Origin of the sequence: Allosphingosinicella sp. (assembly GCF_035626655.1) — a bacterium.
Classification (GTDB): Bacteria; Pseudomonadota; Alphaproteobacteria; order Sphingomonadales; family Sphingomonadaceae; genus Allosphingosinicella.
This window is the reverse complement of the sequence record NZ_DASPNF010000014.1, coordinates 74,679-101,472: the sequence shown is the minus strand read 5'-3', so window position 1 is coordinate 101,472 and position 26,794 is coordinate 74,679. Positions and strand designations below refer to the sequence as shown.

The window sequence follows — 26,794 nt, the reverse complement described above, 5'->3', positions numbered from 1 at the left end:
GCCCCAAAGAGATAAGGCTGGTAAATGGCGAAGACGAATACGGCGGAAACCGAAGAGAAGACCGAAACCGGCGACGCGCCGCTCATCGATCTCAACGAGGCCCAGCTGAAGAAGCTGATCAGCCGCGCCCGCAAGCGCGGCTACATCACTTATGACGAGCTGAACGACGCGCTGCCGCAGGACCAGATGTCCTCCGAGCAGATCGAGGACGTGATGTCTGCCCTCAGTGAAATGGGGGTGAACATTGTGGAAAACGAAGAGGCCGACGAGGACCAGGAGCAGGACCAGGACAGCGGCCCCGAGGAGATGGACGGCGGCGTCGAGACCTTCGTGCTCGAGAAGAAGAAGGAAACCGTCGACCGCACGGACGATCCGGTGCGCATGTATCTGCGCGAGATGGGCGCGGTCGAGCTGCTCAGCCGCGAGGGCGAGATCGCGATCGCCAAGCGCATCGAGGCCGGCCGCGACACGATGATCTGGGGCCTCTGCGAAAGCCCGATCACCTTCAACGCGATCATCGACTGGTCGACCGCGCTCAACAACGGCCAGATGCAGCTGCGCGAGATCCTCGACCTCGAGGCCATGCTCTCCAAGGGCCCGACCGCCGAGCAGGTCGAGGGCGCCGAGAATGAGGATGACGGCGCCATTTCCGAAAGCACCGCCGGCCCCAGCTTCAAGGAAGAGGAAGAGGTCGAGGAGGCTCCCGAGGAGGAGGACGAGGATTCGATGGTCGAGCGGCGCGCCCCGCGCCCGACCGAGGACGATGACGAGGACAACACGCTCTCCCTCGCCCAGATGGAGGAGACGCTGAAGCCCGCCGCGCTCGAGAAGTTCGCGGCGATTACCGACCTCTACAAGAAATTCTCGAAGCTGCAGCAGGCGCGGATGGACGCCATGTCCGGCGCGCAGGAATTCTCGGCGAACGACGAGAAGAAATACCAGAAGCTCTCGGAGCAGCTCACCGCCGAGGTGGAGAGCGTCCAGTTCCACGGCGCCAAGATCGAATATCTGGTCGACCAGCTCTACAGCTACAACCGCCGGCTCACCACGCTCGGCGGCCAGATGCTGCGCCTCGCCGAGCGCCACAAGGTGCCGCGCAAGGCCTTCCTCGACGCCTATATGGGCCATGAGCTGGACGAGGGCTGGGCCGAGCGCGTCTGCGGCATCGACAAGAAGTTCGCCGCCTTCTGCGCGGCCGAGGCCGGCGCGATCGAGCGCATCCGCACCGAGATCGCCGAGATCAGCCAGGCGACCGGCATGAGCCTTTCCGAGTTCCGCCGGATCGTGAACCAGGTCCAGAAGGGCGAGCGCGAGGCGCGCATCGCCAAGAAGGAGATGGTGGAGGCGAACCTGCGCCTCGTCATCTCGATCGCCAAGAAATACACGAACCGCGGCCTGCAGTTCCTGGACCTGATCCAGGAGGGCAATATCGGCCTGATGAAGGCGGTCGACAAATTCGAGTATCGCCGCGGCTACAAGTTCAGCACCTATGCGACTTGGTGGATCCGGCAGGCGATCACCCGCTCGATCGCCGACCAGGCCCGCACCATCCGCATCCCGGTGCACATGATCGAGACGATCAACAAATTGGTCCGCACCAGCCGGCAGATCCTGCACGAGATCGGCCGCGAGCCGACCCCGGAGGAGCTGGCCGAGCGCCTCTCCATGCCGCTCGAGAAGGTCCGCAAGGTGATGAAGATCGCCAAGGAGCCGATCAGCCTCGAGACGCCGATCGGCGACGAGGAGGATTCGCACCTCGGCGATTTCATCGAGGACAAGAATGCGGTGATCCCGGTCGACGCGGCGATCCAGTCCAACCTCAAGGAGACGGTGACGCGGGTGCTCGCCAGCCTGACGCCGCGCGAGGAGCGCGTGCTCCGGATGCGGTTCGGGATCGGGATGAACACCGATCATACGCTGGAGGAAGTTGGGCAGCAGTTCTCGGTGACGAGGGAGCGCATCCGGCAGATCGAGGCGAAGGCGTTGCGGAAGCTGAAGCATCCGAGCCGGTCGCGGAAGATGCGGTCGTTCCTCGATCAGTAGGGCAAGTCAGAGAAGGCGAATGCGCGGCATTCGCCTTCTTCGCATTCGGCGCTAGCTCCTCGTGCAGGCCCTCAGCGTGACATAGGGGGCGTTCGTGCCGGGTCTTACCGTCTCGCCCTGGTTTCTGGGTGTCGCCGCACCCACGTTCACATCCGCGTAAGACCAACCATTATCGTCATCTGCAGAGGCGTCCTCTCTACGCCCCTGCCGATCGATAAGACGGCCGGCATGACCGTGATCCCCGGTTACCCGGTTCTCGCCTGGAGAAAGCGCCTCACCTACCAGCTGGCCACGCCCCTCGTTGCCCATCACGACATAGCGCCCGTTCCAGTCTCCGGTGACGGCGGCCCATCCTTGCGGGCATCCCTCGGTGTTGAAGAACCCGACCATGTCGCGCGGGACATGAGCGCACCCGCCGACCAGGACCACCGCCAGCAGGGTGGTCGCCACCTTCATATTCATCATCGCCTCTCCCTTCTTCGGTCAATTCGTTACCCTGTGCCGCCGGTCCGGCTTGCGATCAGGTCGACGCCTCGATGGGCGCGACGAGTTCTCGCCGATCGGGGCGCGACCGAGCGCTACCCGAGATCAGCGACGCGACGCGTGACGGCGATCACGCGGTCGGGCGGTCGGGCTGTCGAGCTGTCGAGCTGTCGAGCTGTCGGGCAGCAATCCCGGTCACGAGGGAGCGGACCAGGCAGTTTGACACGAAGGCATTGCGCAAGCTCAAACACCCGTCTCGGTCCAGAACGATGCGCTCGTTCGTCGACCAGTGACGCGCCGCCGCAGCCGGATGCCGAAATCAGCGTTTCGATATGGAAGAGAACGCGATCGGAAAAGCCGCGCAACTGCGCAACTTGCTCGTCGGACGCCTCCTGCTCATTAGGTCCAGGCTGCAGCTTGAGGTGGATCCCGGATCAAGTCCGGGATGACGAGGATGGGATACCTGATCTCAGGTCATCCCATGCGCCGCCGGGATCGGCGAAGGTTCGCCGACCGGCTGCACCAGCAGACTCTCCTCCGGCTCCCCGCTCATCAGCCGCGCGACCAGCGCCTCGGGGTCCCACAGCACCCCCACCGGATTGTCCGTCGCCGCGAGCAGCGCCCTCCCCTCCTCCGCGCTGCAGGCGTCGACCTGGAATTCCATGCGGTTGCCGTCGGGATCGACGTAGTAGAGCGACAAGGTGGTGCCGTGGTGGACCGGCCAATAGGGGTGGATGCCGGCCGCCTTCAGCCGCTCGTACGTGCCGAGCAGGTCGGTGACATTGGCGTAAGTGTAGGCGACGTGGTTGACGCCGATCTGGCCGCGCTCGTCGGGACCGCCGCCGCCGGGCTTCAGCAGGTCGAGATTGGCGAAGGCGAAGCGGTGATGCTCGTCGTCATAGGTGAGGAAGGCGAGCGCCGGGTCCATGTTGACGATCTCGGCCTCGAACACGTCCCGATACCAGGCGATCATCGCCTCGTAGCGACGGGTCTGGTAGACGACATGGGCGAATTTGACCGGTCTGGCCATGGCGGGCTCCTGTTCTTTCGAGGAAGATAAGCCAGGCTGACGGGCCGCGCGGCCGTCCCCCCGGCCGCCGTGCGGAGACGAGGCTAGCATCGGCGCGGGGCGATGTCCAAGCGGGCGGGCCGGGCGGTGCCGGCGCGGGTGCGGACCGGGTGCGCAGCTTGACATAAGCGGGGGACCGTCGCCTGCTCGGGCGATGTTCCGACTGCTTTCCCGCTTCGGGCCGTGGGTGCTGCTCGCGGCCTTCCTGTTCGTCACCGGCCTCGTCCTCGCTCTGCTCGGGCTGCTGCTCGGCTTCGACCTGGGCGACGTCGATGCCTGGCTGGAGGCGCAGGGCGGGGTGTTGAACGCCGTGGGGGTCCTGCTGCTCAGAATCCTTTGCGGGATCGTGCTGCTGCTTTGCGTGCTGGCGCTCGTCGCGCCGTTTTTCTGGCGGAAGGACAAGGATGCGGACCGGCCGGGCTGGGGCTGCGCCCTGCTCGCCATTCCGGTGGGCTGGTTCGCCTGGGTCGGGATGACGATGTCCTATTAGGGCGCGTGGCAGGTTATTGCGTCCGCCCGCCCTTTCTGTTTCCCTTCCGCAATGTCCGGAGGGGAGATCGCGCTGGAGCCCAGGCGGGCGCATGCCGCCCGCGGACGCTTCGTCTTCTGGGCGAAGTCGCGGCTGCTGATCCTCAGGCGGACGGTGCAGAACCTCCTCGCAGGGCCGCCGCGGCTGCAGCGGGCCGCCCTTCCCGCCGGTGCGCGCCTGCTCGCTCATGACGAGCACCGGCTCTACAGCCTCGCCGATCCGCGCGAGCGGGCGCTGGAGCTGGGCAAGGTGCAGAACCTGCGGGTCGCGGCGGCGGCGGTGGACGGGCTGGTGCTGGCGCCCGGCGAGACGTTCAGCTTCTGGCGGGCGGCGGGGCGGCCGACGCGGGCGAAGGGCTATGTGACGGGGCGGGAGCTCAGGCTCGGCTGCATGATTCCCTCGGTCGGCGGCGGCATCTGCCAGCTGACCAACGCGCTGTCGCGGGTCGCGCACCGGGCGGGGCTGGAGATCGTGGAGCGGCACAGCCACAGCGTCCATCCCGAAGGCTTCTTCATCGACGACGCGACCGACGCGACGGTGTTCTGGAACTATGTGGACCTCCGCTTCCGCAGCGAGCGGCGGGTGCGGATCGGTGCGGTGCTGACCGAGACCACGCTCGTCGTCCGGCTGGACGCGCTGGCATGAGCCGCCGGTCGTGATCGGGGCGCCGCGCAGCTGCACGAGCTGCGGGGAGACGGGCTGCGCGATGCAGCGGCGGCACGGGATCGAGGCGCCGGCGGGGGCGCGCTCGGCCTGGCTGCTCGACGAGGTCTGGCCCGAATATGCGAGCATGGTCGCCGCGATGCGCGGGCCGGAGGACCAGTTGCTGGCGCCCGGGCTCCGGGGCGCGCGGCCGGGGCGCTATGCCTGGCCCGGAGCGGTGCGCCATCCGGCTGGCTTCGCGACGCTCGGGCGGCATCTCGCCATGCGGCGGGTGGCGAAGGCGCCGGGCGGGGTAAGGCAGCGCGCCTATCTGGTCCACGACCGCAGGGTGGCGCGGGCGCTGGCGCGGCGGATCGACTATCGCTGCAGCCATCTCGTCGTCGCGCAGACCCTTTTGCCCTGGCTGGACGAGGCGGGCGTGCTGGGCGGGCGCAGCTTCGACGTCATGATGAGCCGCCATCCGCTCGCCGAGATCCATCGCCGGCTGGACGAGGCCGCGGCGGCGATGGGGCCGTCGGCAACGATCGGGGATTTCCGCGCCGACCCGGGGCTGGTCGAGCGGGAGAGCGCGCTGCTGGCGCGGGCGCGGCGGATCTTCACGCCGCATCACGAGATCGCGGCCCTGTTCCCGGCGCAGGCGGCGCTGCTGGCCTGGCACCGGCCGGCGGCGACGGCGCGCGTGCCGGGGGAAAGGGTCGCCTTTCTCGGGCCGACCATCGCGCGGCAGCGGCCGGATCTGGTGCGGGCAATGGCTGGGGCCTGCCGGAGCCGCTGATCGTGTTCGGGGCGATGCTCGAGGGGGCCGAGGCCTGGGCCGGGGTGACGATCGAGCGGCGCGGCTTCGGGCCGAACTGCCTCGACGGGATCGGCGCGATCCTCCACCCCGCCGCGCTCACCGCCCAGCCGCGACGGCTGCTGCAGGCGGCGGCGAGCGGGGTCGCGGTCTATGCGACGGCGGCCTGCGGGATGGACCCGGGGGAGTGGCGGCCGCTCGAGGACTTCCGGCGGGGCTAGCCCGCCGCGGCCGGGCGCTGCAGGTTCAATCCCATCCGGTTTCGGCGTGGGCACGGTGCCAGATCAGCGCCGCGTCATAGCCGTGGATAGTGCGGACCAGATCGGGGTTCAGGGCCTCGGCGCCGCGCGCCGCGAGCGGGCGCAGGGGTCTGAGATCGATGACCTCGTGGCCGGTCGCAGCGGTGCCGGCAAGCGCCCGGTCGAGCCGGTTCTCGCCCGCGCGAAGCTCGTCATAAGCGTCGCTGGCGACGGGCGTCGGGGCGAAGTCGCGGCCCGGCACCGCCAGGCTGGAGCCCGGCCCGGGCAGGACGAGGAGATGGAAGGAGCGGCCGCCTTCGAGCGCCGCGAGCTCGGGGGCGAGCGCGCCGAGATCGAAGATGTTGAAGTAATTGGCGCCGCGGATCAGGTGGTTGTGGCCGAATTTCACCATCACCCTCGGGACCGGGCCCGGCGCGCGGGCCTCACGGAGGTTGCGAAGGAGGTTGCTCCGGTGGAGGGCGGCGCGGCGCTCAAGATACTGGTAGAGGCGCGTGTGCGACAGGGAGCCGATCACCAGGCTCTCCTCGAGCGTCTCGAGGATGAGGCCGCTTTCCGGATCGGGGCGCGGCCACGCGGCGCGGACCGCGGCGGCCAGGGCCGGGTCGGCGGACAGGCTGAACATGTTGTCCGGATTCGGATCGGGGCTTCGCGCGAGAGCGGCCCAGGATTCGGTGGACGCAGCCTGCAGGCGCTCGAAGGCGGCGCGGGCGGAGGCGGGCACGCGGGGCGCGAGCTTCGCGATCAGATAGCGGTCGTTGAACAGGTCGCGGTCGAGCCCCCAGATCCCGCGCGCCGCCGCGGCGCTCCGGACGAAGAATTCCATGCCCTGGCGCCAGCCATAGAGGCCGCCCGCGACGCCGGCTTCGGCCATGAAGCGACGGAGGCCGGCGATCCCGCCGCGCCCCGCGGCCGCCGCCATGTCCCGGGCGACGGTCGGCGCGAGCTCCAGGGCAAGCGCGCCATAGCCCGCCGGGATCAGCGCCTCGAACAATGCGGCCGCCAGCCGCTCGGTCTCGACGACCCCGTGCACCTCGCCGAACAGAGTGAAGCGCGCGGCGGCGGCCTCGCCGAGCAGGAAATCCCAGCCGGCTCCCGAGGGCCGGCCATCCTCCAGGGCGAGCGGCAGCCGGCCGCGCTGCAGCCCCTCGAGCAGCCGCTGCCGGGCTGCGGTGCGCCGCTCGTCGGGTCCGGGCGGCGTCGGCGGCACGGCAGGCTGGGCCAGGACCGGTGCGGCCGGCAGGACCGCAAGGCCGGCGGCGCATAGCAGCGTGCGGCGATCGATGGCGATGGCTTCCTCCCTTCCGGAAAGCATGCGCAATGGGCGGGCCCGCCCCACATGCCACAAATGTAGCGGGCCTGCAAATGATTGCCGGAGGAGTGCGACAGGGCGGGACATCCCCGCAATGGTCGTAAACCTCCTCTTTACGCCGGTTGATATATGTCAGCCCCGAGACAGGCCGCTGCGCGGGCCCGGAGGTTTTGTTGATGGCTTCACTCTCGGTCGAATCGGCGGGCGTAAGGACTGGCAGCCTGCTTGCCGACTGCGTCGCGCAGCATGGCAGCGCGACCCATCCATGGTTCCACAGCGAGGCCCTGCTCGCGGGGCCCGAGGCGTCGCGCAACCTGGCCGACGCGATCCACCTGCTCTGCGCGCTGCACGGGCGCCATCCCGGCGTGGTCGACCATGCCGCGACCCGCACAGTCGAGCCGGGAGGCCGGTCCTGGCTGGTCGCCGCGACCGGCGCGGCGGCGGCGGAGCGCACCCTGCTCACCCGGCTCGCCGTGGCGGCGGGGCCGATCCCGTCAACCCCGGGCGGCGGCGGCAGCGAGGCGGCGATCCAGGCGCAGCGCGGCGCGCTGGCGACGCTCGCCCAGTCCGACCGCAGGGGCACCGCTCTGGGCGCGGCCCTGGCCTTCGCCTGCGACTGGGCGCCGGTGCGCCGCAACGTGATCGAGGCGGCGGCGAGACGGCTCGGCGTCGAGACGGCGCCGCACGGCTTCGGCGACGAAGAGGTCTGGCGCATGGTCGCCGACGGGGCCGGTGCCAGCGAGCGGGCGCTTCTGTTCGGCGCGCAGCAGCTCGCCCTCCAGCACCGCGCGCTTTGGGACCTGCTCGAGGCCCGGGCGCAGGCGCGGCTGGGCTGATCGTCACCCCGGACCTGATCCGGGAACTCCCTGCCCGCGCCGACCCTGCCAGGCGAAAGGAGATTCCAGCTTTCGCTGGAATGGCGGGGACGGTTCGCTGGAAACGACGGGGAAGGTTGCGCCGCTTGCACCCCACCGCTAGGCCGGGCCCCATGCGCTTCGAAGGCACCAAATCCTATGTCGCGACCGAGGACCTGAAGGTCGCGGTCAATGCCGCGGTGACGCTGCGCCGGCCTTTGCTCGTCAAGGGCGAGCCCGGCACCGGCAAGACCATCCTCGCCCATGAGATCGCCGCCGCGATCGGCGCGCCGCTGATCGAGTGGCACGTCAAGTCGACGACCAAGGCGCATCAGGGGCTCTACGAATATGATGCGGTGGCGCGGCTGCGCGACGGCCAGCTCGGCGACGAGCGCGTCCACGACATCCGCAACTATATCAAGCGGGGCAAGCTCTGGGAGGCGTTCACCTCGCCCGAGCTGCCGGTCCTGCTGATCGACGAGATCGACAAGGCCGACATCGAGTTCCCGAACGACCTGCTCCAGGAGCTCGATCGCATGTCGTTCGACGTCTACGAGACGCACGAGACGATCGCGGCGAAGGAAAGGCCGATCGTCGTCATCACCTCGAACAACGAGAAGGAGCTGCCCGACGCGTTCCTCAGGCGCTGCTTCTTCCACTATATCCGCTTCCCCGACCGCGAGACGATGCAGGCGATCATCGACGTCCACTTCCCGGGTATCCAGAAGCTGCTGGTGCAGAAGGCGATGGACATCTTCTACCAGGTCCGCGAGGTGCCCGGGCTCAAGAAGAAGCCATCGACCAGCGAGCTGATCGACTGGCTGAAATTGCTGCTGCACGAGGATCTGCCGCTCGACGTGCTGCAGTCCAGGGACCCGGCCAGGGCGATCCCGCCGCTGCACGGCGCCCTGCTCAAGAACGAGCAGGACGTGATGCTGTTCGAGCGCCTCGCCTTCATGAGCCGGCGCCCTGGCAACTGAGGCCCCGGCTGAAAAGCCGATTGCTCCCAAAATCTTGCGCCTATAGGCTGGCCTCCTGAATGTCCTGGGGAGGGGAGCGGGCATGCGTATCGTCTGGATCGTGGCGGCGGCCCTGGCCGCGCTGGCGCCGAATGCGGCTGCGGCCGAGGGCTGGCGGCACCGGCCGAGCGGGGTCAACGTCCCCGATCTGCCGCAGGGCTTCTCGCTCGGCCGGGCGACGGAACGGCATGAGGGCGGCGACGTCTTCGTCCAGTTCGGCACGGAGCAGGAGCCGGTCACCGTCTACGTCTACCGCTCGGCCTGGCCGAACGTCGCGCTCTGGTTCGAGCGCACGCGGCTCGCGATGAACGTCAATGTCGGCTCGGGCGAGGCGGCGGTCGAACCGCGCAGCTTCACGCTCGGCGCCTCCCCTGCCCCGAACGGCCTGCGCGAGGAGATCGCGCTTCCCGCGGGCGGGCGCTTCCGCTCGACCGCGGTCGCAATGGCCCAATATGGCGAGTGGATCGTGAAGGTGCGGATCACCTCGGCCAACCTGGACCAGGCGGGGGTGCGCGCGAAGATGGACCGGCTGCTCGCCTCGATCCAGCTGCCGGGGACCGTCCCCGCGCCCCATCCGATGCGGGTGCCGGGCCTCTGCCCCGACGACGGCAATTTCACAGGCCGGGCGCTCACCAGCAGCGACCTCAATGCCGGCGCCGGCGCCGCGCTCCGGCTCGCGGCGGCGGAAGCGCGCGGCCGCGGCGGCCTCGCCGCCAATCCCGATGGCTGGTGCCGGGCGCGGGCGCCCATGCCGAGCCAGCTCGGCACGCTCTACCACCGGCGCGACGGACGCGGCTGGACGGCCCTGCTCAGCGATGCCGGGATCGGCATCGCCGCCTATCCGATCGACCTCCCGGACGCCGACGGCGCCGCCACCTTCGCGGTCAATCCGGGGATGACCGGGCTTGTCCAGATCTTCGATCACGTCCCCCCGCCCCAGTCGGCGCTGGAGGCGGGCATTCAGGTCCTGGTCGGCCGTGCCCAGCCGCAGAGCCGGCTCGAGGCCAACGGGCGCTGAGAAGGATGCTCCGTTCCCTGCTGCTCGCGCTGAGCCTTGCGGCCGCCGGTCCGGCGCTCGCGCAGACCAGCGAGGCGCCGCCGCCGCGCACCTATACGCAGGCCGATATCTGGAGCCGGAGCGGCGACCGGATCCGCTTCACCCTGGCCGGGATCAGCGTGCCGGCCGCATTGGGCACGCTCCGCTTCGGCCGGACCGCGGAAGCGAGCCGGGAGGGCCAGGCGCTCGACAATGCCCTGCTCTACGCATCCGCGGACCAGGCGGTGTTCGCCACGGTCTATATCTACGCGCCGGCCTTGCCCGATGCCGCCCTCACCGCCTTCATGACCGACCATGCGATCCATCTCCAGTCGGGGTCCGAGCTCAGGGTGCTGCGCCGCAGCGTCGCCGCCGCGGGCGGCCGCGAGGGCGTCGCGATCCGCGCCGATTATGCCGGCTTCCGGCAGGACCGGCTGGCGAGCAGCGCCGCGTTCCTCCGGGTCGGCCGCTGGATCGTGAAGCTGCGGGTCTCGGGCCCCGAAGCGCGCCGCGCCGAGGTCGAGGAAGCGATGAACAGCCTGCTCCGGGACATCCGCTTCGAGGGCCGCGTCATGCCGGCGGCGGCAACGCCCATTGCTGTCGGCAATTGCGAGCGCGCCCCCGAGCGGGCCGGCCGGCCGATGCCGTCGGAGGATGCCGACACGATGGAAGATGCGATCATGGCGGTCTTCCTGTCCGAGGACGACGTGGCGGAGGGACGCAGCGCCCCGCCGCCGCCGGCGCGGGTCGGGCCGGGCTGGTGCCGGTCGGAAGGCTATAGCATTCCCGATGCGCTCGGCCCGACGCCGGTGCTCCGCGACCCGAACGTCGCGACGGGGGATGACATCAGGCACAGTATCGCGATCGCGCTCTGGGGCGACAACGGGACGATGCTCGAAGTGGTGGAGCGGCGCTTCCGGCAGCGCAGGCGCTTCGTGCTGGTCCATCACCAGATCGGACAGACGACGATTCTCGGGGCCTATGATGCGGTGCCGACCGACGCGCAGCTCAGGGACGTCGCCATGGGCACCGACCGCGAGGGCGGCCGGATACGGGCGTCGATCGTCTACCGGGCAGGCGGCGGCAGCGACGTCAATCTCGGGATCGGGCGCTAGCCGGCCGGGACCGGCGCGTCAGCGCAGCCCGTCGCGATAGGCGAGCTCGAAATTGCCCCAGCGGCGGCCCTGGATCCAGAGCGGCACGAACACATTCTTGACCGCGAGATGGCCGCCCGAAAACTCCATCGAATAGGTGGAGAGCATCGCCTCCTTCTCGCTCGCGATCGCGCGCCGGGTGATGTCGTCGACGAAATTGCGGCGGTTGCGGCAATGGTCGGCATTCCAGTCGGGATCGTTCGGCCGCTGCGGCTGCGAGCGCTCGGTGATGTGCGTCGGCAGATAGCCGTTAATGTCGGTGAGCGCGGTGGCGATCAGCCTTTGCTCGTCCCGCATCAGCCGGTCGAGGATCGGCCGGACATAGGCGTCGGCGAAGGCGCAGAAGCGCACCTCATACTGAATCGGATTGGTGCCCGGCATGGCGATGTAATCGGTGTCGAACACGTCGTCGACGCTGACCTCGCCGCGCGCGATCCCCGCCTCGATGACGTCGCGGATCTCCGCGCAGGCGCGCTGCGCATATTCGATGAAGGGCGTGTCGTCGATGCGGACGCCCGACGAGGCGAGCTTGTCGAGCATCTCGTTGGAGAGCAGTTCCAGCTTGGTGAGCCGGTCATGGGTCTCGCGCAGCTGCCCGCCATTGTCCCGCGCGTCGGCGGCGAAGCTGGAGAGGCCGCTCTTCACGCTGTCGACGCTGGCCTGGATGTGGCTGGTCGACTGCGCGATGCCGTCGGTCTGGCGGTCGACCAGAGCGACGATGTCCGAGACGTCGCGCACCGTGTCGTTAATCGTGGAGAAAGTCGACTTGGCGACGCGGCTCTTCTCGACGCCGGACTTGATCTCGGTGGTCACCGCCTCCGCCTCGCGGGTCAGCGAGGCGATCGTGCCCGCAATCTCGCCGGTGGCGGCGCGGGTATCGTGGGCGAGCTTCTTCACCTCCGCGGCGACCACCGCGAAGCTGCGCCCGGCCTCGCCGGCGCGCGCCGCCTCGATCGTGGCGTTCAGCGCCAGCATGTTGGTCTTGCTGGCGATCGATTCGATGCTCGAGGAGACGCTCTGGACGCGGGTCATCGCCTCGGTGAAGCCCGCCATGCGCTCGCCGAGATGGCCGACGAGATCGGTGAGGCCGGAGAAGATGCGGATCGTCTCCTCGATCGCCGCCCGCCCCTGGTCGAGCTTGGCCCGGGCCTGTTCGGCGAGCACGCGCGCCTCGTCGGTGGAATCGGCGACGCGGGCCTGGTCGGCCATCAGCCGGGTGGTGACCTCCTCGAGGCCGTCGAGCATCCTGAGGTTGCGCGAGATGCGCTCGTTGACGCCCGCGACATAGCCGGCGACGTCGCTGCATTCGATCGACAGGGACCCGCAATCGCGGGCCACCTGGTTGATCGCTTCGCCGTCCGTCCGCTCGCTCGCGCTGCTCGCCACAGAGAGTCCCCGTTCTCGTTGTGACGGATGGGCTAAGCCGAATTGGTTGAAACGGCGTTAACTATGGGATGCGGGAGGGCACGTGCCCGGACCTCTCCCCTCAATCGAGCTTGACCGCGACAGGAGCGGCGCGCCCGCGGCTCATAGCTCCGCGGGGATGATGAAAATGCGCGGATCGCCATCCAGCTTCAGCCTGCGATAATGGCCCGGCGTAATCCCGGTATGGCGGACGAATTCGTGAATCCCGTGCGCCTGATCCACATAGCTCGGCTCGATCAGCTCGTCCCTCGCGCCCCACGAACTGGGATGGAGCTCGCGCACGCGTGCGGCGAAGCGTTCGAGAAGCGCCCAGCGCTTCGGCTTGACCCCCAGTTCCTGCTGGAAGGAGGTTCTGAGCCTGTGCCGCGAACAATCGAGCGAGTCCGCCAGCTGCGGAAGCCGCACGTCCCCGGCGGACCGCCGGCAGAGGTTGAGGCCGGCCCTCACCAGCGGATCCGACTGCCGGGCGGCGATGGTCCGCATCATCGCCTCCTCCAGCAAGGCGAGCCCGGCGACCGGCTCGCGGAGCCCCGAGAGCCGGTCGTAGAGCCTGCGGGCTTCGACGCGCCACAACGGTTCCAGATCGACGACCCGGTTATGGAGTTCGGCGGCAGGGATGCCGAACATTCCCGCGATCGCCCAGGGTTCGAGCAAAGCGACGAAATACTCGGCCCGCGTCGCCGCCGGGTCACAGCCCTCGGTCCACGTCGTCGAAGCGCCGCGGAGGGCGATGCGGGGAAAAGCCTGCCATTTGCCGCCCGGCAATCGCCAGTCGCCTGGCTCGCTGAACGTCACGACGAGGCTGACCCAGGGCAGCGGCAGCCGCCTGTAGCCCAGGTCGGACTCGGCGCTGCAATGATATTGGAGGAGGAACAGACCGCGCTCGCGGGCTTTTCGCGAGCATCGCACGAACAAGGCGTTCTCGGGTCGCATCGCGCCCTTCCTCCCTGTCCCCAGGGCGAAGATGCTGCCGGTCTCCCCCTCTGTCAATCGGCTCTCCGACGATGGCATCGGGCGTGCCGCGGACGATGGGCGTACATTGCACTTTTTCACAATTCGCGGCGCGAGGCCGGCGCTACGATAGCGGAGGGGACCGACAGGAGGAGTATGCGTAATGACCAGCCCTATCGGAAAGCTCGTCCGACCGTGGAGCCTTTTCCTGGCGGTCGCCCTGCCCGCCGCTGCCCTTGCCCAGCCGGCAGCAGTTGCCCAGCCCGCATCAGTTGTCCAGCCGGTTTCTTTCGCCGGCGGCTATGCCGGCGGCTACGGTATTCCGGGCACCACCTTCACATACACGACGATCCGGCTCAGGGAGCCGGAGGCGTCTCTTACCGGTCGCATCGGCCAGGCCTACAACCGCACCGACGCGCCCGACATCACAGGGCTTGAGCGACAGGGAGCGCGGATCCGCTTCGAAGCCGGTGGTCTGCGCTTCGATCTCAACCGTACTGCGACTGGCTTACAAGGCACGGTGCAGCCGCCCGGAGGCGTGCCGCAGCCGGCCTATTTCGCGATTCGGCCGGGTGCGGTGCCAGTGGAGCAGGTCGCACGCTACGAGGGCACCTATGCGCTGGGTGGCGGGCGGCTGCTTTCCCTGGCGCGCAACTCCTACGGTTACAATTTGTGGTATCTGGAAATGCCGTCCGGGCGCACCGGCTTTCTGTTCAACCTGTCCAGCACCGACCGGGGCGGCGACTGGATCGGCGGTCCATGCATCTTCTGCGCCGGGCCCGAGCGCCTGCGGATTCGCCTGCTGCCGGAGACCGACGCAGAGCCGGGGCCGCGAATCGCGGTCACGCTGGACGGCCGCGAACGGACGCTGCGCCGCCTGGCGACCTACCGGGCCGAGGAGGTCAGCTTCACTTCGCGCGACGGCACCCGCCTGACGGGCACGCTCTTCCTCCCTTCCCGCGGCCGTCGGCACGCCGCGGTGGTGGTGACGCATGGCTCGGGAGCGACCGGCCGGAACGGGTTCAACGGCACGATCCGCTTTATTGCCGAGGCCTATGCCCGACGGGGAATCGCGGCGCTTATCTACGACAAGAGGGGCACCGGCAGCTCCACCGGAGATTGGGAGCGAGATGGCTTGGACGACCTCGCCGACGATGCGGCGGCGGCGTTGCGGTTTCTCGCGGGCCGCGCCGACATCCGGGCGGATCGGCTCGGCCTTTCCGGCGCAAGCCAGGCCACCTGGGTCCTCCCGATGGCGGCCAGCCGCTTTCCGGGCGTCCGCATTCTGCAGATGCGGGTCGGCTCGGCACCGATGGGCGTTGAGGAATCCGAGCGCATGCGGCTGGAAAGGCAAATGCGGAGTGACGGCTTTCCGCAATCGGAGATCGAACAGGCACTGCGCATCCGCTCGATGATGGATGACTATGCCCGGACCGGGCAAAACTGGGATAGCCTTGCCGCCGCGGCCGAGGCGGTAAAGGACAGGCTCTGGATGACCCGCTATATCGCCGGGCTTCCTGCGCGGGATGCCCCGGACTGGCCGTGGCTGCGCGAAGCGTTCGCCGTCGACGTCCGCCCCGATCTTGGGCGGTTCCGCGGCAGCATCCAGATGCTGTACAGTGGAAAGGACGAGCTGCTCGATCCTGCCGAACCGATGGCAATGTTGCGTGCCGCGCTGCGCGGCGGCGCGGCGCGCGATGTCCAGATCGAGGTCATTCCAGATGCGAATCACAATGGCCTGGACGCAGTGGAGGGCACGGAACGGGAATTTCCACGCCTGCAGCGTTACATGCCAGGCTATATCGACAAGATCGTCGACTGGGCGGTGCGTCGCCTGCGCTGAGGGAGGCGGTGCGCCGCTGCTCGTTTTGCGGGGGAGGAGACTGATGAAGCAACATAGGGGTTTTGCGCCGTTCGCTTCGGCGGCTCTGCTGCTTGCCTATCCGCCCGCGGCGTCGGCCCAGGCGCAACCCGCACCTTTCGCGTCCGCGGGCGACATCGCGAGCACGGTCGAAGCGATCGCGCGCATTCGTTTGGCCATGTCGCCCAGCTTTTCGCCGGACGGGCGCACCATCGCCTTTCTTTCCAATGCCAGCGGCAGCCCGCAAATCTGGCTGATGCCGGTGGCGGGCGGAGAACCGAGGCAGCTCACCAACCTCCCGGATCCGGTAGAGAGCGTGTTCTGGTCGCCCGCCGGCGACTGGCTCGCCTACAGCGTTTTGCCCGGTGGCGGCCTCAATGCCCAGATCTACGTGATGCGTCCCGATGGCAGCGGCGCCCGCCGCCTGACCGCGGGCGGCCGGGAAACCAATTCATTGTCCGGCTGGACCGACGACGGGCGCCGATTGCGGATGGGCTCCAACGCGGCCAGCCCGAATGGTATCGACGCCCAGCTGATGGATCCCGCGACCGGTGCGGTGACCCGGGTCGCTTCCGGTGGGCTCAACACGATCACCGATGTCAGCAGCGATGGCCGCTACGCCATCGTTTCCCGGTTGGTCAGTCGCGGCGACGACAACCTCTATCTGGTCGACCTGCGCACCGGCACCGAAACCCTGCTGACTCCCCATGAGGGGCCAGGGGAATTCGGCTGGGGCCAGTTTTCGAACGACGATCGGCGCATCCATCTGGTCTCCAACGCCGGTCGCGACCTGACCGCGATCGGCACGATCGAGCTTGGCGCTGACGGCGTGCCGGGTCCTATCCGGATTGTCGTTGCACGCGACGACGCCGAGGCCGATGGCGGCTTGCTGTCGCGCGACGGCGCGCGTGCCGCATTGGTCTGGAACGCGTCCGGCCGGACCGAGGTCGACATTCTCGAAACGGCCACGGGCCGAACCACGCGAGTCGCCTTGCCGTTCGACGTAAATAACGGCCGCATGGAATTTTCTCCCGACGGGACGATATTGGCGCTGGGCGGGATCGGCGCGACCAAGCCCAACGACATCTACTTCGTCGATCTCGCCACCGGCGCCGTCTCGCAGCGGACCCACAGCAGGCATGACGGAGTCGACCTCACACGCCTCGTGTCGCCGCAACTCATCACCTATACCGCTCATGACGGACTTCCGCTGTCGGGCTGGCTCTATCGGCCGGCCGGCGCCACCGGGCCTGGACCGATGGTGTTCGACTATCATGGCGGCCCGGAATCGCAGGCCCGGCCGGCGCTGAACAGCACCATCCAGGGACTCGTCGCCAGCGGCATCAGCGTTTTCGTGCCCAACGTGCGCGGCTCCAGCGGCTTCGGAAAACGGTTCGTGAATCTGGACAACGGAGCGCTCCGCGCGAACGCGGTTCGCGACATCGAAGCGACCAGCCGGGCGATGGTGGAGCGCGGCATCGCCGATCCGCGCCGGCTCGGCATCAGGGGCGGATCCTATGGCGGCTACATGGTGATGGCCGGGATCACCGAATATCCGGATATGTTCGCCGCGGCCTCCAATTCATTCGGAATCGTCAATTTCGCGACCTTCTTCGCCAATACGGAACCCTATATCGCCGCCGCTTCGACCACCGAATATGGCGATCCGGTCAGCCAGGCCGATATGCTGCGCGCCTTGTCTCCGATCCATAAGCTCGATCGCATCCGGACGCCGCTGAGCGTTCTTCACGGCGCCAACGATACGAACGTGCCGGTCGTCGAGGCCGAACAGATCGTGGCCAACCTCCGGTCGCGCCGGATACCGGTCGAGTATATCCTCTTCCCCGACGAGGGACATGGCTGGCGGCAATTGCCCAACAGGGTCCGCGCGACGGTTTCCATCGTCAATTTCTTCAACCGGTGGCTGAACCGCTGAGGAAGGGGAGGCTGCATGAACTGGATGAATCGACTCGCCTTCGGGCTTGCCACCTTGTCATGCCGACCTTCCAGACCGACAGATCTCGCATGCGGTCCCGCCCGATCGCTCACTCATGACCTTCCCCGATGCGAGGAGCCCAAGCCGGCGATAGCGCGTCCGATGTCGGTGCCACGTGCCCTCCCCGGGGTGACGTTGAAGGCCGAATGGAATACAGCCTTCGGTGCCATGTTCTTCTCCTTCGTCGACGAGCTTCGTGCCGCGGGAATTCCCGCCTCGATGAAGGAGCATCTGACGCTGCTGGAGGCGCTGGACGCGGACGTGATCGGCGCCAGGCCCGAGGACTTCTATTATCTGGCGCGGGCGACCTTCGTGAAGGACGAGGGGCTGCTCGACCGCTTCGACCAGGTATTCGGCAAGGTCTTCAAGGGGCTGGAGGCGAGCTACGGGCCTGACGCGGCGCCGGTGCCCGAGGAATGGCTGAAGGCGGTCGCGGCGCTCTATCTCACCGAGGAGCAGATGGCGGAGATCCGCTCATTGGGCTCCTGGGAAGAAATCATGGAGACGCTCAAGAAGCGCCTTGAGGAGCAGCAGGGGCGACACCAGGGCGGCAGCAAGTGGATCGGCACGGGCGGCACCTCGCCCTTCGGCAATTCGGGCTACAATCCGGAAGGGGTGCGGATCGGCGGCGAAGGCGGGCAGAAGCGCGCGCTTAAGGTCTGGGACAAGAGGGAGTTCCGCAACCTCGACAACCAGGTCGAATTGGGCACGCGCAACATCAAGGTCGCGCTGCGGCGGCTTCGGCGCTTCGCCCGCGAGGGCGCGGCCGAGGAGCTGGACCTGGACGAGACCATCTCGGGCACGGCGCGCAAGGGCTGGCTCGACATCCGGATGCGGCCGGAGCGGCACAATGCGGTGAAACTGTTGCTCTTCCTCGACGTCGGCGGCTCGATGGACCCGCATATCCAGCTGACCGAGGAATTGTTCTCGGCGGCCACCGGCGAGTTCAAGAATCTCGAATTCTTCTACTTCCACAATTGCCCCTATGAGGCGCTCTGGAAGGACAATCGCCGCCGCTTCCAGGAGCGCACGCCGACCTGGGAGGTGCTCCACAAATATGGCCACGACTATAAATGCGTGTTCGTCGGCGACGCCTCGATGAGCCCCTATGAGATCAGCCATGCGGGCGGCTCGGTGGAGCATTATAACGAGGAGGCCGGGGCGACCTGGCTGCAGCGGCTGACCACGACCTATCCGGCCGCGGTGTGGCTGAACCCGGTGCCCGAGAAATATTGGGGCTATACGAGCTCGATCCAGCTCGTCCGCCAGCTCATGCAGGACCGCATGTACCCGCTGACGCTGCAGGGGCTGGACGACGCGATGCGGACGTTGAGCCGGAAGGCATGAGCCTGGCGGGACTGCTGCTCGTCGCGCTGGGGCTAACCGCCCAGGCCCCGCCTCCCCCTTCCCCCGAAGCCCGTGCCGCCTGGCAATTCGACCGGAGCGACCTCACCCCCGATCCGCGCATCCGCTTCGGGGTGCTGGCGAACGGGATGCGTTATGCGATTCTGCCCAACCGGACGCCCGCGCAGGCGGTTTCGATCCGGCTGCTGGTGCGGGTCGGAGCGACGGCGGGGGCGCCGGGCGAGGCGCATTATCTGGAGCATATGGCGTTCATGGGATCGCGGAACGTGCCGGAGGGGGCGCGGGCGCGGCTGAGCGGGCGGGAGCGGCTGCGCGAGGGCACCGAATATAACGCGCATACCGGCGACTATGACACCTATTACCGGTTCGACCTGCCGGGGCCGGACCGGGCGCAGCTCGGGCGCATCCTGTTCCTGCTGCGCGAGATGGTCAGCGAGCTGACCTTGAGCCCCGAGGCGGTGGTGCGGGCGCGGGCGGAGATCCTGGCGGAGGTGCGCCAGCGCTCGGGGCCGGACGACCGGCGCGACCGGGACCAGATCGCCTTCTTCCTGCCCGGCACGCGCATCGCCCGGGCGACGCTCACGGGCAGCGAGGCAGAGGTGGCGGCGGTCGGCGCCGAAGGCCTGCGGCGGCTCTACGAGGCCTATTATTCGCCGGAGCGGACGACCCTGATCGTCGTCGGCGATGTCGACCTTGCCCGGCTCGAGGCGCAGATCGCCGAGCGGTTCGGCGACTGGCCCGCCGAAATGGACGCGATGGATCCGCCGCCGGAGCGGATCGAACCGACCGAGGGCACGCGGTTCCGCATCCTCGTCGCGCCGGTCGGGCCGACCTGGGCGACGGTGGCGGTGACCGGGCCGCGCGGGGGCGATGCGGCGGGGCCGCGGGACCAGGGCTTCCTGCAGTCGCTGGCCGCGGACATGCTGGCGGCGCGGGTGACCGGTCATCGGGGCGGCGACCGGCCGTTCATGGATACCGACGCGGCGGTCGAGGATTATTACCGCACGGCGCGGATCGCGCGCTTCGCGGTGCGCGCGCTCGACAATGACTGGCGGATGGCGGTGCGGGTCGCCGAGCAGGAATTGCGCTGCGCGCTGGAGAACGGCTTCACGCATGACGAGCTGGCGATCACGCTGGAGCGCGAGGCCGAGCGGCTGGCGGCGTTCCGCGGACCCGAGACCAGCAGCGCGATCGCCGACCGGCTGACCGAGATGGTGGGCATGGGCGTCGTGCCGACGGCGCCGGGCCGGGTGGAGGACACGCGCGCCTATCTCGGGAGGATCCGGCTGGAGGCGGTCAACGCCGCCTTCCGCGCTGCCTGGGCCGCGCCGGGGCGGCGCGTCCATCTCGCGCACGACCGGCCGGTCGAAGGGGGCGAGGCGGCGGTGGCGGCGGCGTGGCGGGCGGCGGCGCCCTGCCCCCGCCCCCAATAGTCATCCCGGCGCAGGCCGGGACCCATGAACGCCGAAGTAGCAAAATGAGTCCCTGCCGCCTTCTCTCATTCAAGGCGCGGTGTTCATGGGTCCCGGCTTTCGCCGGGATGACTAATTTCTTCCCTTCCCTCCATCCTGCGCTGCTTGCCGACGATGCAGGTCGCGAAGGCGACGGCGGTGCCGAGACAGAGCTGCCAGGGGAAGGCCAGGGATTTCCAGGACGCGGGCAGGCCGAGCAGGTCGACGACGTAGCTCTGCTGAAGGCCGATGGCGACGAAGCCGGCGACGAGCGCGGCGATCACCGAGGCGGTCGAGCCGCGCCTGGTGAAGAGCAGGGTGAAATAGACGCCGAGCAGGCCGGAATAAGCGAAGGTCATCACCCCGAGCGCGAAATCGAGCAGCGGCGCGGCGGTGTAGCGCTGCCAGTAGAAGCAGAGCACCGACATGCCGAGCAGGGCCAAAGCGAGCAGGACCATACCGATCCGGCCGGCGCGGACATAATGCGCCTCGTCCCGCGGCCCGCGCCGCTCGGCCAAGGGCCGGTAGAAATCCTGGATCAGCACCGAGCTCATCGAGATCAGGCCCGAATTGACCGCGGCCGCGGCGAGCACGCCGACGGCGACGAAGCCGCGGATGCCGGGCGGGATCTGGGTCAGGATATAGTGCATGAAGATGGTGATCCGCTCGCCCCCGAACTCGCGCGAGGCGGCGGCGGCGCCGGGGCCCATCAGGTCCGGCCGGTCGTAGACGATGTGGAGCAGCGAGCCGATCATCAGGAAGAGGAGGACAACCGGAACGGCGGCGACGACCGAGGCATAGAGCGCGCGCTTCGCGTCGCCGGAGTCGCGGCAGGCGAGGAAGCGCTGGGTATTGTCCTGGTCCAGGCCCTGGCTGGCGAAGAACAGCAAAGTGATGCCGGTGACGATCGCGAGCATCGAGAAGGATGAGGTCAGGTCGATCGAGAAATCGACGAGCCTGAGCTTGTCCGCGCCCTGCAGGGCCGAGACGATCTCGCCGGTCGGGGCCGGGATGCTGGTCCACAGGATGATGAGGACGACCAGCGCCGCGCCGACATAGAGCAGGACCTGGACGAGATCGCTCCAGATCACCGAGCGAAGCCCGCCGATGAAGGTGAAGACGAGCCCGAGCACGACCAGGGCCGCGGAGGCCGCCAGCACATAGCCCGGTCCGATATCGGCGAAGATGATCATCGAGACGGCGATCGCGGCGAGGTAGAGCCGGGCGCCGCTCGCGAAGATCCTCCCGATCAGATACATGGCGCCGGCTGCGCGCATCGCCGTCGCGCTGAAGCGGCTGCGGAGCAATTCGTAGACAGTCGTCACGCCCTCCGCGTAGAGGCGGGGGATCAGGAAGCGGGAAAGCAGGAAGGCGGCGAGCAGCGGGCCGAGGAAGCTGGTGAGATAGGTATAGTCGCCGCGATAGGAGAAATCCGGGGCGCCGAGGAAGGTCGCCGCCGACTGGGTCGTCGAGAGCACCGAGACGGCCACGAGCCAGACCGGCACGCGGTGGCCGGCGAGGAAATAATCCTCGGTGCTGCGCTGGCGGCGGGTCGAGAGGATGCCGGCCAGCGCCAGCACGACGATATAGCCGCCGACGATCGCCCAATCGAGGAGGGTGAAGCGGGCGTCCATGCCGGTCCCCCCTCCCCGCCCGTCAGCGCCGGATCAGGTGGAAGCGGGTCTGCCGCTCGTCGAGCCAGCGGACCGCGCGGCCGTCGAAATAGGCGTCCTGCTCGAGCCGGAACTCGATCTCCTGCCCGCCCCATTCGGGCACCGCGCGGCGGACGTTGAGCTCGATCGACCAGGCGGTGTCGGGACGAAGCCGGTGGGCGCCGCGCGGGTCGGCATTCTGGTTGTCCCAGAAGCCGATCGCGGCGCCGGCGCCATGGCCGTGATAGCCGAGCGGATGGGAGTAGATGGTGGCGCGGATGCCGGCCGCGCGGGTCCGGGCGAGCGCCGCGGCGAGGATCTCGTTGCCGCTGAGGCCGGTCCGGAAGCTGGCGCGCAGCATGTCCTGGACCCGGTTCGCCTCGGCCATGCCCGCGCGCAGGCCCTCGGGCGCGTCGCGCTCGCCGGGGCGAAGGACGTAGGCGAGCTGCTGCGTGTCGGTGTTGAGGCCGAGATAGGTGATGCCGAAATCGGTCCAGAGCATGTCGCCGGGCTGGATCACCGCATCGCCCTCCAGCGGCTCGGGCGACCCGCGGCGGACGATCTCGACCGAGGGGTGGAACCAGGTGGCGAGGCCGAGCGCGGCGATGCGCTCGCGATACCACCATTGCAGGTCCGCGGCGGTGGTGGTGCCGGGGCGGATCGTGCGGCCGGAAAAACCCTCGGCGATGATCGCATGGGCAATGCGCACGATCTCCGGATAGCGGGCCATTTCCGCCGGGATGCGCGTTTCCAGCCAGCCCACGGCCAGCTCGTCGGTCGGCCGCACGCGGGCGCGGAAGCGCGGCGGCAGCGCGGCGATGAAGGATTGATACTGGCTGTGCGTCAGGCCGTCGGCGAAGGCGGTATTCGGCGAGACGTTGATCGCGATCCGGCGCGGATTGCGCTGCGCGACGAGCGCCGCGAGACGGCGGAACTGGTCCGGCTCGGCGGCGGGATCCCAGGACGGCTGGAACAGGCCGGCGAGCCCGTAGCGGCTGACCGTCAGCCGCTCGAGCGGCCCGCCGCCGGGATCGAAGAAGACCAGGATGGTGCGGCGGCGGGCGCGCATGCTCGTCGCGTTGAGCATGGTCGTCATCACGGGGTCTTCGAGATATTCGCGGGCGATCAGCACCCACATGTCATAGCCCTGCTCGCGCATCAGCCGCGGCACCACCGTATCCAGCCGCTCGGCGAGCCAGGCGTCCTGGACGCGGGCGCGCTCGCGCAGCGGGAGGATGTCGGGCATATCCTGCGCCAGTACCGGGACGGGCAAGAGCAGGGCCAGGAGAGCGAGGAGCCAGCGCATCAGTAGAGCAGGTGCGGCCGGCGGGCCTCGGCCCAGGCCTCCTCGTCGGGGACGGTGACGGCGTCGAGGTCGCCGGGCGAAGCGGCCGCATCGTCCACCCATTCGCGCAGGCCCGGGCCGCCGTTGATCACGTCGATGGCGAGCTTGTCGAACTCATATTCGTAGGGGAAGTCGCGCCAGAGATCGTAGTCCGGCTGGAGCGCGCGGATCGCCTTGAAGCCGAGCGCCTGCAGCCGCCAGGGGCGGAAGGCGCGATGGTCGTAGGCGCCGCCCTCGGCGTGGATGAAGACGCCGGAGCAGAGCTTGCCGACATGCTTGTGGAAGGTCGGCTGGAACCAGATGTCGCGCAAGGTGCAGCCGGCGAGCCAGTCCGGCGCGGTCCGGCGCATCCCGGCGATCACCTGCTTCGCGTCCACGTCCGGGGCGCCGAACAGCTCCAGCGGCCGCGTCGTGCCCCGCCCTTCCGACAGGTTCGTGCCTTCGAGCATCACCGTGCCCGCATAAGCGCGGGCCATGTTGAGAGTCACGGCATTGGGGCTCGGGTTGATCCAGACCCGCTCGGGCGGCCAGCCGAAGCCGGGCCCCTCGTCCGGCTGCCAGCCCTCCATCGCGATCACGCGGTAAGCCACGTCGAGCCCGAAGTGGGCGATGAACCAGTGGCCCATCTCGCCCAGCGTCAGGCCGTGGCGCATCGGCATCGGCCCGGCGCCGACGAAGCTCTCCCAGCCGTGGCGGAGGGTCAGCCCCTCGACCGGGCGGCCCGCCGGATTGGGCCGGTCCAGCACCCAGACCGCCTTGCCGTGCTGCGCCGCGGCCTCGAGCACGTAGAGCAGGGTCGTGACGAAGGTGTAGATGCGGCAGCCCACGTCCTGCAGGTCGACGAGAATGATGTCGAACGTGCCCATGGACTGGCCCGACGGCCGCCGCACCTCGCCGTAGAGGCTGAACACCGGCATGCCGTAGGTGGGATCGGTATAGTCCGGCGACTCCATCATATTGTCCTGGAGGTCGCCGCGGACGCCGTGCTGCGGCCCGAACACCGCCGAGACGTTGAGACCCGTGGCGATGAGCGCGTCGAGGCTGTGGGTCAGGTCCGCCGTCACCGAGGCCGGGTGGGCGAGCAGGGCGACGCGCTTGCCCTCGAGCGGCTTGCGGAGGTCCGCGTCGGCGAGCAGGCGGTCGATCCCGGTTTTCATGCGCCCGGTGCTGGCGGCAGTTCGAGCGCAAAGCAAGCGTCGTGGTGGAAATCGGGCTCGCCCGGCGGATGCGCGAGCGCCCACCAGGATTTGCTGCCGTCCTTCGCTACGATGATCGCGGAAAGGCCCATCGGCCCGAGCACCGGCATGGCGAGCGCAACACGCATTTCGAAGCGGTCCACGCCAATCAAAGTCTCGATGTGCGGGGGATTGATCGCGGCAGCTCGCATGCCGCTGCGGTGGCTGTCGAAGCGCCAGGCCGCCCATTCGGTCGAGGGCGAGAAATTGAATTCGAGATAGCCGGGCGCGTTGGCGAGGAAGGCCTCGAAGCAGGTCTCCTCCCACAGGCCGTCCCTGCGCTCGGGCGGACGCGGGCGCGGCATGGCGATCGCGGCGGTGGTGCCCCGGACGAGGTAGCGAAGCGTCAGCTGGCGCGGGCCGGGACGGTCGACCTCGACCTGGATCGACCGGACAGCATCGCCGGTTGAATCGGGATGGGGAAGCAGGGAATACATGGCGCCCCGATAACGCGGCGCCCCCCTCCCGTCATCCCGTCACTCGGCCATCGTCTCGCCCGAGCCGCCGATCTCCGCGGGGAAATCGCGGAGCTTGGGCAGGCCGTCGCGCATCGGGTGGCGGGTCGAGGCGTAGTTGAGATGGGCACTCGGCGCGAAGTCCAGGCTCGGCAGCTTGCCGGCGGGGATGTCGACGAGGCCGAGCGTCGGATGCTGGATGAAGGCGGCGCCGCCGCACTCCGCGCAGAAGCGGCGGTTGCTGAAGCCGGTCCGGTTATGGCCGCCGAGCCGGTCCTCGCCCTGCGTGACGCTGACCGCGTCCGCCGGCCAGAGCGACCAGCCGGCCAGGGGCGCGCCCGACCAGGCGCGGCAGTCCTCGCAATGGCAATAGCCCATGTCGAGCGGCGCGCCGCGCGCCTCGAAATGGACGGCGCCGCAGAAGCAGCTGCCTTGGTGAGTGTCGGTCATGTCAGCCTCCCTCAGGCGGCCTCGAGCCGGGCGCAGCCGCGGACTGCGAGGCACTCCAGCGTCTCGGCCACCGTGGACTTCTCTACTTCCTCGGCCACCCGGGCGCCAAGCGCCGCTGCCGCCGCGGCGTAACCGGGATCGGCCAGCACGGACTCGATCGCGCCGCGGAAGGCATCCGCCGCCGCGGTGGCCGGGAGCATGAGGCCGGCGCCGCGGGCGGTCACGCGGGCCGCATTGTCGTTCTGGTCGCGGCCGTGCGGCACGACGATCAGCGGCTTGCCGTGCATGAGCGCGCGGGTGACGGTGCCATGGCCGCCATGGGTGACGACCAAAGCCGTCTCCGGCATCACCGCATTGTGCGGCGCGCTGTGCACGAGCGCAGTATTGGGGCCGGGGAACAGCTCCTCCGGCGCGATCGTGTCGCCGAGCGTGACGAGCAGCCGCACCGGCAGGGCCGAGGCGCCGTCGATCACCGCCTGCAGCACGCCGACATGGTCCTGGAAGGTGGTGCTGAACGCGGCGAGGACGAGCGGGCGAACGTCGTCCGGGCTCCAGGGCGACTGCCAGGGCGCGGCCCAGGGCGGATCGGCGAGCTGCGGGCCGACATAGGCCATGTTCTCCGGGAGGGAGGGCGGCGCGAAGTCGAAGGCCTCGGCGGTACCGAGCAGCAGCGCCTCGGCCGGCTCGAGTTGGTCGGCGAGCCGGGCGAGCGGACGCAGGCCGAGCAGCCGGCGCGCGGCGTTCAGCGCCGGCAGGCCCATGGCGAACAGCGCCTCGTTGCCCGCCGCGACCTCGCGATGCAGGGCCTCGTCCTCGGGCGTTTGGGCCGGTACGAGGCCGGGCCCGACCGGGGGCACGCCGGGCGTCCCGAACAGGTTGATGTTGCAGGTGAGCGCGACGAAGCGCTGGCCGATCGCCTCGCAGCCGGCCATCACGCCCATCAGCATCTCGCTGGAGATGACGAGGTCGGCGGGCTCGCGGCGCAATTCCTCGACCACGTCCTCGGCATAATCGAGCGCCGGGCCGGCCCAGACCCGCTCGAGCACCAGCCGGATCTGGTCCTGCGGCGTTTCCGCCTTCCAGTCGCGGAAGCTGTCGCTCTCCCGGCTGCGGTCGGGGCGGCTGGGCGCGCGGGTCCAGGGAATGAAGGCGGCGCCCGCCGCCTCGGCCTCGGGCCGGTTGCACCGGTCGCTCATCACGCGGACGCGGTGGCCGCGGTCGGCCAGCTTGCGGGCGACGGTCAGCATGGGCATGACCGAGCCGCCACCTTCCCAGGTGGCGATGAGGAAGTTCGTCATCTCGTCTACTCCTGACGCTACACGCTTCCCCTTGTGGCGGCCGCCAAAGCCCATGGCCGCCCGCCGAACAATGGCGGCGAGACGGAGATGACGCTTGC

General features: G+C 69.0%; 24 protein-coding genes and 1 pseudogene. 14 read left to right on the top strand and 11 right to left on the bottom strand.

Annotation, left to right across the window (positions count from 1 at the left end; genetic code table 11):
- The first annotated feature begins 24 nt into the window (after positions 1 to 24).
- On the top strand, positions 25 to 2,043 hold the full coding sequence (gene rpoD / locus VEC11_RS13625) for an RNA polymerase sigma factor RpoD (protein WP_464132285.1): 2,019 nt from the start codon (positions 25 to 27) through the stop codon (positions 2,041 to 2,043).
- A gap of 51 nt (positions 2,044 to 2,094) precedes the next feature.
- On the opposite strand, the gene VEC11_RS13620 is transcribed toward rpoD, so the two are convergent.
- The gene (locus VEC11_RS13620) at positions 2,095 to 2,508 is read right to left on the bottom strand and encodes a hypothetical protein (protein ID WP_464132283.1); all 414 of its coding nucleotides are present in this window, start codon (positions 2,506 to 2,508) and stop codon (positions 2,095 to 2,097) included.
- Positions 2,509 to 2,720: 212 nt separating this feature from the next.
- Here VEC11_RS13620 and VEC11_RS13615 point away from each other — a divergent pair.
- Positions 2,721 to 2,819 (top strand): annotated as a pseudogene (locus tag VEC11_RS13615) (sigma-70 family RNA polymerase sigma factor); the annotation flags it as partial.
- Positions 2,820 to 2,995: 176 nt separating this feature from the next.
- Here VEC11_RS13615 and VEC11_RS13610 read toward each other — a convergent pair.
- Positions 2,996 to 3,556 carry a VOC family protein gene (locus tag VEC11_RS13610; protein WP_464132281.1) on the bottom strand — a complete coding sequence of 187 codons (561 nt, stop codon included), beginning with the start codon at positions 3,554 to 3,556 and terminating at the stop codon, positions 2,996 to 2,998.
- Positions 3,557 to 3,749: 193 nt separating this feature from the next.
- Between VEC11_RS13610 and VEC11_RS13605 the strand changes: the two genes are divergently transcribed.
- The 4 genes from VEC11_RS13605 to VEC11_RS13590 are packed head-to-tail and all read left to right on the top strand — an operon-like array spanning position 3,750 to position 5,801.
- The gene (locus tag VEC11_RS13605) at positions 3,750 to 4,085 is read left to right on the top strand and encodes a hypothetical protein (RefSeq protein ID WP_464132279.1); all 336 of its coding nucleotides are present in this window, start codon (positions 3,750 to 3,752) and stop codon (positions 4,083 to 4,085) included.
- 51 nt (positions 4,086 to 4,136) lie between these two features.
- Positions 4,137 to 4,769 carry a VanW family protein gene (locus tag VEC11_RS13600; protein WP_464132277.1) on the top strand — a complete coding sequence of 211 codons (633 nt, stop codon included), beginning with the start codon at positions 4,137 to 4,139 and terminating at the stop codon, positions 4,767 to 4,769.
- Positions 4,770 to 4,779: 10 nt separating this feature from the next.
- Entirely contained in the window at positions 4,780 to 5,562 is a 783-nt protein-coding gene (locus tag VEC11_RS13595) for a hypothetical protein (protein WP_464132275.1), read from the top strand.
- Between the two features lie 2 nt (positions 5,563 to 5,564).
- Positions 5,565 to 5,801 (top strand): hypothetical protein, encoded by a 237-nt coding sequence (locus tag VEC11_RS13590; protein ID WP_464132273.1) that lies wholly within the window; start codon positions 5,565 to 5,567, stop codon positions 5,799 to 5,801.
- A 25-nt stretch (positions 5,802 to 5,826) separates the two neighbouring features.
- Here the strand turns inward: VEC11_RS13590 and VEC11_RS13585 are convergent, their stop codons facing one another.
- On the bottom strand, positions 5,827 to 7,152 hold the full coding sequence (locus VEC11_RS13585) for a hypothetical protein (protein WP_464132271.1): 1,326 nt from the start codon (positions 7,150 to 7,152) through the stop codon (positions 5,827 to 5,829).
- A 173-nt stretch (positions 7,153 to 7,325) separates the two neighbouring features.
- Between VEC11_RS13585 and VEC11_RS13580 the strand changes: the two genes are divergently transcribed.
- The 4 genes from VEC11_RS13580 (at position 7,326) to VEC11_RS13565 (ending at position 11,173) form a co-directional block, all read left to right on the top strand.
- Complete coding sequence (locus VEC11_RS13580) at positions 7,326 to 7,985, top strand: DUF6975 family protein (RefSeq protein ID WP_464132268.1); 660 nt, start codon at positions 7,326 to 7,328, stop codon at positions 7,983 to 7,985.
- 152 nt (positions 7,986 to 8,137) lie between these two features.
- The gene (locus VEC11_RS13575) at positions 8,138 to 8,983 is read left to right on the top strand and encodes an AAA family ATPase (RefSeq protein WP_464132266.1); all 846 of its coding nucleotides are present in this window, start codon (positions 8,138 to 8,140) and stop codon (positions 8,981 to 8,983) included.
- Positions 8,984 to 9,065: 82 nt separating this feature from the next.
- Positions 9,066 to 10,040, top strand: a complete 975-nt coding sequence (locus VEC11_RS13570) for a hypothetical protein (protein ID WP_464132264.1) — start codon at positions 9,066 to 9,068, stop codon at positions 10,038 to 10,040.
- A gap of 5 nt (positions 10,041 to 10,045) precedes the next feature.
- Positions 10,046 to 11,173, top strand: a complete 1,128-nt coding sequence (locus VEC11_RS13565; RefSeq protein ID WP_464132262.1) for a hypothetical protein — start codon at positions 10,046 to 10,048, stop codon at positions 11,171 to 11,173.
- An 18-nt stretch (positions 11,174 to 11,191) separates the two neighbouring features.
- Here the strand turns inward: VEC11_RS13565 and VEC11_RS13560 are convergent, their stop codons facing one another.
- Positions 11,192 to 12,598 (bottom strand): methyl-accepting chemotaxis protein, encoded by a 1,407-nt coding sequence (locus tag VEC11_RS13560; RefSeq protein ID WP_464132260.1) that lies wholly within the window; start codon positions 12,596 to 12,598, stop codon positions 11,192 to 11,194.
- Between the two features lie 141 nt (positions 12,599 to 12,739).
- The gene (locus VEC11_RS13555) at positions 12,740 to 13,570 is read right to left on the bottom strand and encodes a helix-turn-helix transcriptional regulator (protein WP_464132258.1); all 831 of its coding nucleotides are present in this window, start codon (positions 13,568 to 13,570) and stop codon (positions 12,740 to 12,742) included.
- 181 nt (positions 13,571 to 13,751) lie between these two features.
- On the opposite strand from VEC11_RS13555, the gene VEC11_RS13550 reads away from it, so the two are divergent.
- The 4 genes from VEC11_RS13550 to VEC11_RS13535 all read left to right on the top strand — a co-directional run bounded on the left by VEC11_RS13550 (position 13,752) and on the right by VEC11_RS13535 (position 20,243).
- Positions 13,752 to 15,431, top strand: coding sequence for an alpha/beta hydrolase family protein (locus VEC11_RS13550; RefSeq protein WP_464132256.1), 1,680 nt, complete (start codon positions 13,752 to 13,754; stop codon positions 15,429 to 15,431).
- Positions 15,322 to 17,385, top strand: a complete 2,064-nt coding sequence (locus tag VEC11_RS13545) for a S9 family peptidase (RefSeq protein ID WP_464132254.1) — start codon at positions 15,322 to 15,324, stop codon at positions 17,383 to 17,385. Before VEC11_RS13550 ends, VEC11_RS13545 begins: the two co-directional genes overlap by 110 nt.
- A gap of 228 nt (positions 17,386 to 17,613) precedes the next feature.
- A complete protein-coding gene (locus tag VEC11_RS13540; RefSeq protein WP_464132322.1) occupies positions 17,614 to 18,792 on the top strand; it encodes a vWA domain-containing protein in 1,179 nt (392 codons plus the stop codon).
- Positions 18,789 to 20,243 (top strand): M16 family metallopeptidase, encoded by a 1,455-nt coding sequence (locus tag VEC11_RS13535; RefSeq protein WP_464132250.1) that lies wholly within the window; start codon positions 18,789 to 18,791, stop codon positions 20,241 to 20,243. The genes VEC11_RS13540 and VEC11_RS13535 overlap by 4 nt, the downstream gene beginning before the upstream one ends.
- A gap of 83 nt (positions 20,244 to 20,326) precedes the next feature.
- Here VEC11_RS13535 and VEC11_RS13530 read toward each other — a convergent pair whose 3' ends face one another.
- The 6 genes from VEC11_RS13530 to VEC11_RS13505 are packed head-to-tail and all read right to left on the bottom strand — an operon-like array spanning position 20,327 to position 26,696.
- Complete coding sequence (locus VEC11_RS13530) at positions 20,327 to 21,895, bottom strand: sodium:solute symporter (RefSeq protein WP_464132248.1); 1,569 nt, start codon at positions 21,893 to 21,895, stop codon at positions 20,327 to 20,329.
- A 22-nt stretch (positions 21,896 to 21,917) separates the two neighbouring features.
- Positions 21,918 to 23,219, bottom strand: coding sequence for a M24 family metallopeptidase (locus VEC11_RS13525; RefSeq protein ID WP_464132246.1), 1,302 nt, complete (start codon positions 23,217 to 23,219; stop codon positions 21,918 to 21,920).
- Complete coding sequence (locus VEC11_RS13520) at positions 23,219 to 24,415, bottom strand: exo-beta-N-acetylmuramidase NamZ family protein (RefSeq protein ID WP_464132243.1); 1,197 nt, start codon at positions 24,413 to 24,415, stop codon at positions 23,219 to 23,221. Before VEC11_RS13520 ends, VEC11_RS13525 begins: the two co-directional genes overlap by 1 nt.
- Positions 24,412 to 24,930: a DOMON-like domain-containing protein gene (locus VEC11_RS13515; RefSeq protein WP_464132241.1), complete on the bottom strand. Its 519-nt coding sequence runs from the start codon at positions 24,928 to 24,930 to the stop codon at positions 24,412 to 24,414. Before VEC11_RS13515 ends, VEC11_RS13520 begins: the two co-directional genes overlap by 4 nt.
- 39 nt (positions 24,931 to 24,969) lie before the next feature.
- The gene (locus VEC11_RS13510) at positions 24,970 to 25,398 is read right to left on the bottom strand and encodes a GFA family protein (RefSeq protein ID WP_464132238.1); all 429 of its coding nucleotides are present in this window, start codon (positions 25,396 to 25,398) and stop codon (positions 24,970 to 24,972) included.
- A gap of 11 nt (positions 25,399 to 25,409) precedes the next feature.
- A complete protein-coding gene (locus VEC11_RS13505) occupies positions 25,410 to 26,696 on the bottom strand; it encodes a glycosyltransferase (RefSeq protein ID WP_464132236.1) in 1,287 nt (428 codons plus the stop codon).
- Between the last annotated feature and the right edge of the window lie 98 nt (positions 26,697 to 26,794).

Bases quoted from the DNA above. Each gene is read 5' to 3' on its own strand.
- VEC11_RS13545 (WP_464132254.1), top strand. From the start codon at position 15,322: ATGGCCTGGACGCAGTGGAGGGCACGGAACGGGAATTTCCACGCCTGC.
- VEC11_RS13555 (WP_464132258.1), bottom strand. From the start codon at position 13,570: ATGCGACCCGAGAACGCCTTGTTCGTGCGATGCTCGCGAAAAGCCCGC.
- VEC11_RS13510 (WP_464132238.1), bottom strand. From the start codon at position 25,398: ATGACCGACACTCACCAAGGCAGCTGCTTCTGCGGCGCCGTCCATTTC.
- VEC11_RS13610 (WP_464132281.1), bottom strand. From the start codon at position 3,556: ATGGCCAGACCGGTCAAATTCGCCCATGTCGTCTACCAGACCCGTCGC.
- VEC11_RS13605 (WP_464132279.1), top strand. From the start codon at position 3,750: ATGTTCCGACTGCTTTCCCGCTTCGGGCCGTGGGTGCTGCTCGCGGCC.
- VEC11_RS13520 (WP_464132243.1), bottom strand. From the start codon at position 24,415: ATGAAAACCGGGATCGACCGCCTGCTCGCCGACGCGGACCTCCGCAAG.
- VEC11_RS13565 (WP_464132262.1), top strand. From the start codon at position 10,046: ATGCTCCGTTCCCTGCTGCTCGCGCTGAGCCTTGCGGCCGCCGGTCCG.
- VEC11_RS13525 (WP_464132246.1), bottom strand. From the start codon at position 23,219: ATGCGCTGGCTCCTCGCTCTCCTGGCCCTGCTCTTGCCCGTCCCGGTA.
- rpoD (WP_464132285.1), top strand. From the start codon at position 25: ATGGCGAAGACGAATACGGCGGAAACCGAAGAGAAGACCGAAACCGGC.
- VEC11_RS13575 (WP_464132266.1), top strand. From the start codon at position 8,138: ATGCGCTTCGAAGGCACCAAATCCTATGTCGCGACCGAGGACCTGAAG.
- VEC11_RS13540 (WP_464132322.1), top strand. From the start codon at position 17,614: ATGTTCTTCTCCTTCGTCGACGAGCTTCGTGCCGCGGGAATTCCCGCC.
- VEC11_RS13570 (WP_464132264.1), top strand. From the start codon at position 9,066: ATGCGTATCGTCTGGATCGTGGCGGCGGCCCTGGCCGCGCTGGCGCCG.
- VEC11_RS13505 (WP_464132236.1), bottom strand. From the start codon at position 26,696: ATGACGAACTTCCTCATCGCCACCTGGGAAGGTGGCGGCTCGGTCATG.
- VEC11_RS13535 (WP_464132250.1), top strand. From the start codon at position 18,789: ATGAGCCTGGCGGGACTGCTGCTCGTCGCGCTGGGGCTAACCGCCCAG.
- VEC11_RS13600 (WP_464132277.1), top strand. From the start codon at position 4,137: ATGTCCGGAGGGGAGATCGCGCTGGAGCCCAGGCGGGCGCATGCCGCC.
- VEC11_RS13580 (WP_464132268.1), top strand. From the start codon at position 7,326: ATGGCTTCACTCTCGGTCGAATCGGCGGGCGTAAGGACTGGCAGCCTG.
- VEC11_RS13550 (WP_464132256.1), top strand. From the start codon at position 13,752: ATGACCAGCCCTATCGGAAAGCTCGTCCGACCGTGGAGCCTTTTCCTG.
- VEC11_RS13585 (WP_464132271.1), bottom strand. From the start codon at position 7,152: ATGCTTTCCGGAAGGGAGGAAGCCATCGCCATCGATCGCCGCACGCTG.
- VEC11_RS13620 (WP_464132283.1), bottom strand. From the start codon at position 2,508: ATGATGAATATGAAGGTGGCGACCACCCTGCTGGCGGTGGTCCTGGTC.
- VEC11_RS13530 (WP_464132248.1), bottom strand. From the start codon at position 21,895: ATGGACGCCCGCTTCACCCTCCTCGATTGGGCGATCGTCGGCGGCTAT.
- VEC11_RS13515 (WP_464132241.1), bottom strand. From the start codon at position 24,930: ATGTATTCCCTGCTTCCCCATCCCGATTCAACCGGCGATGCTGTCCGG.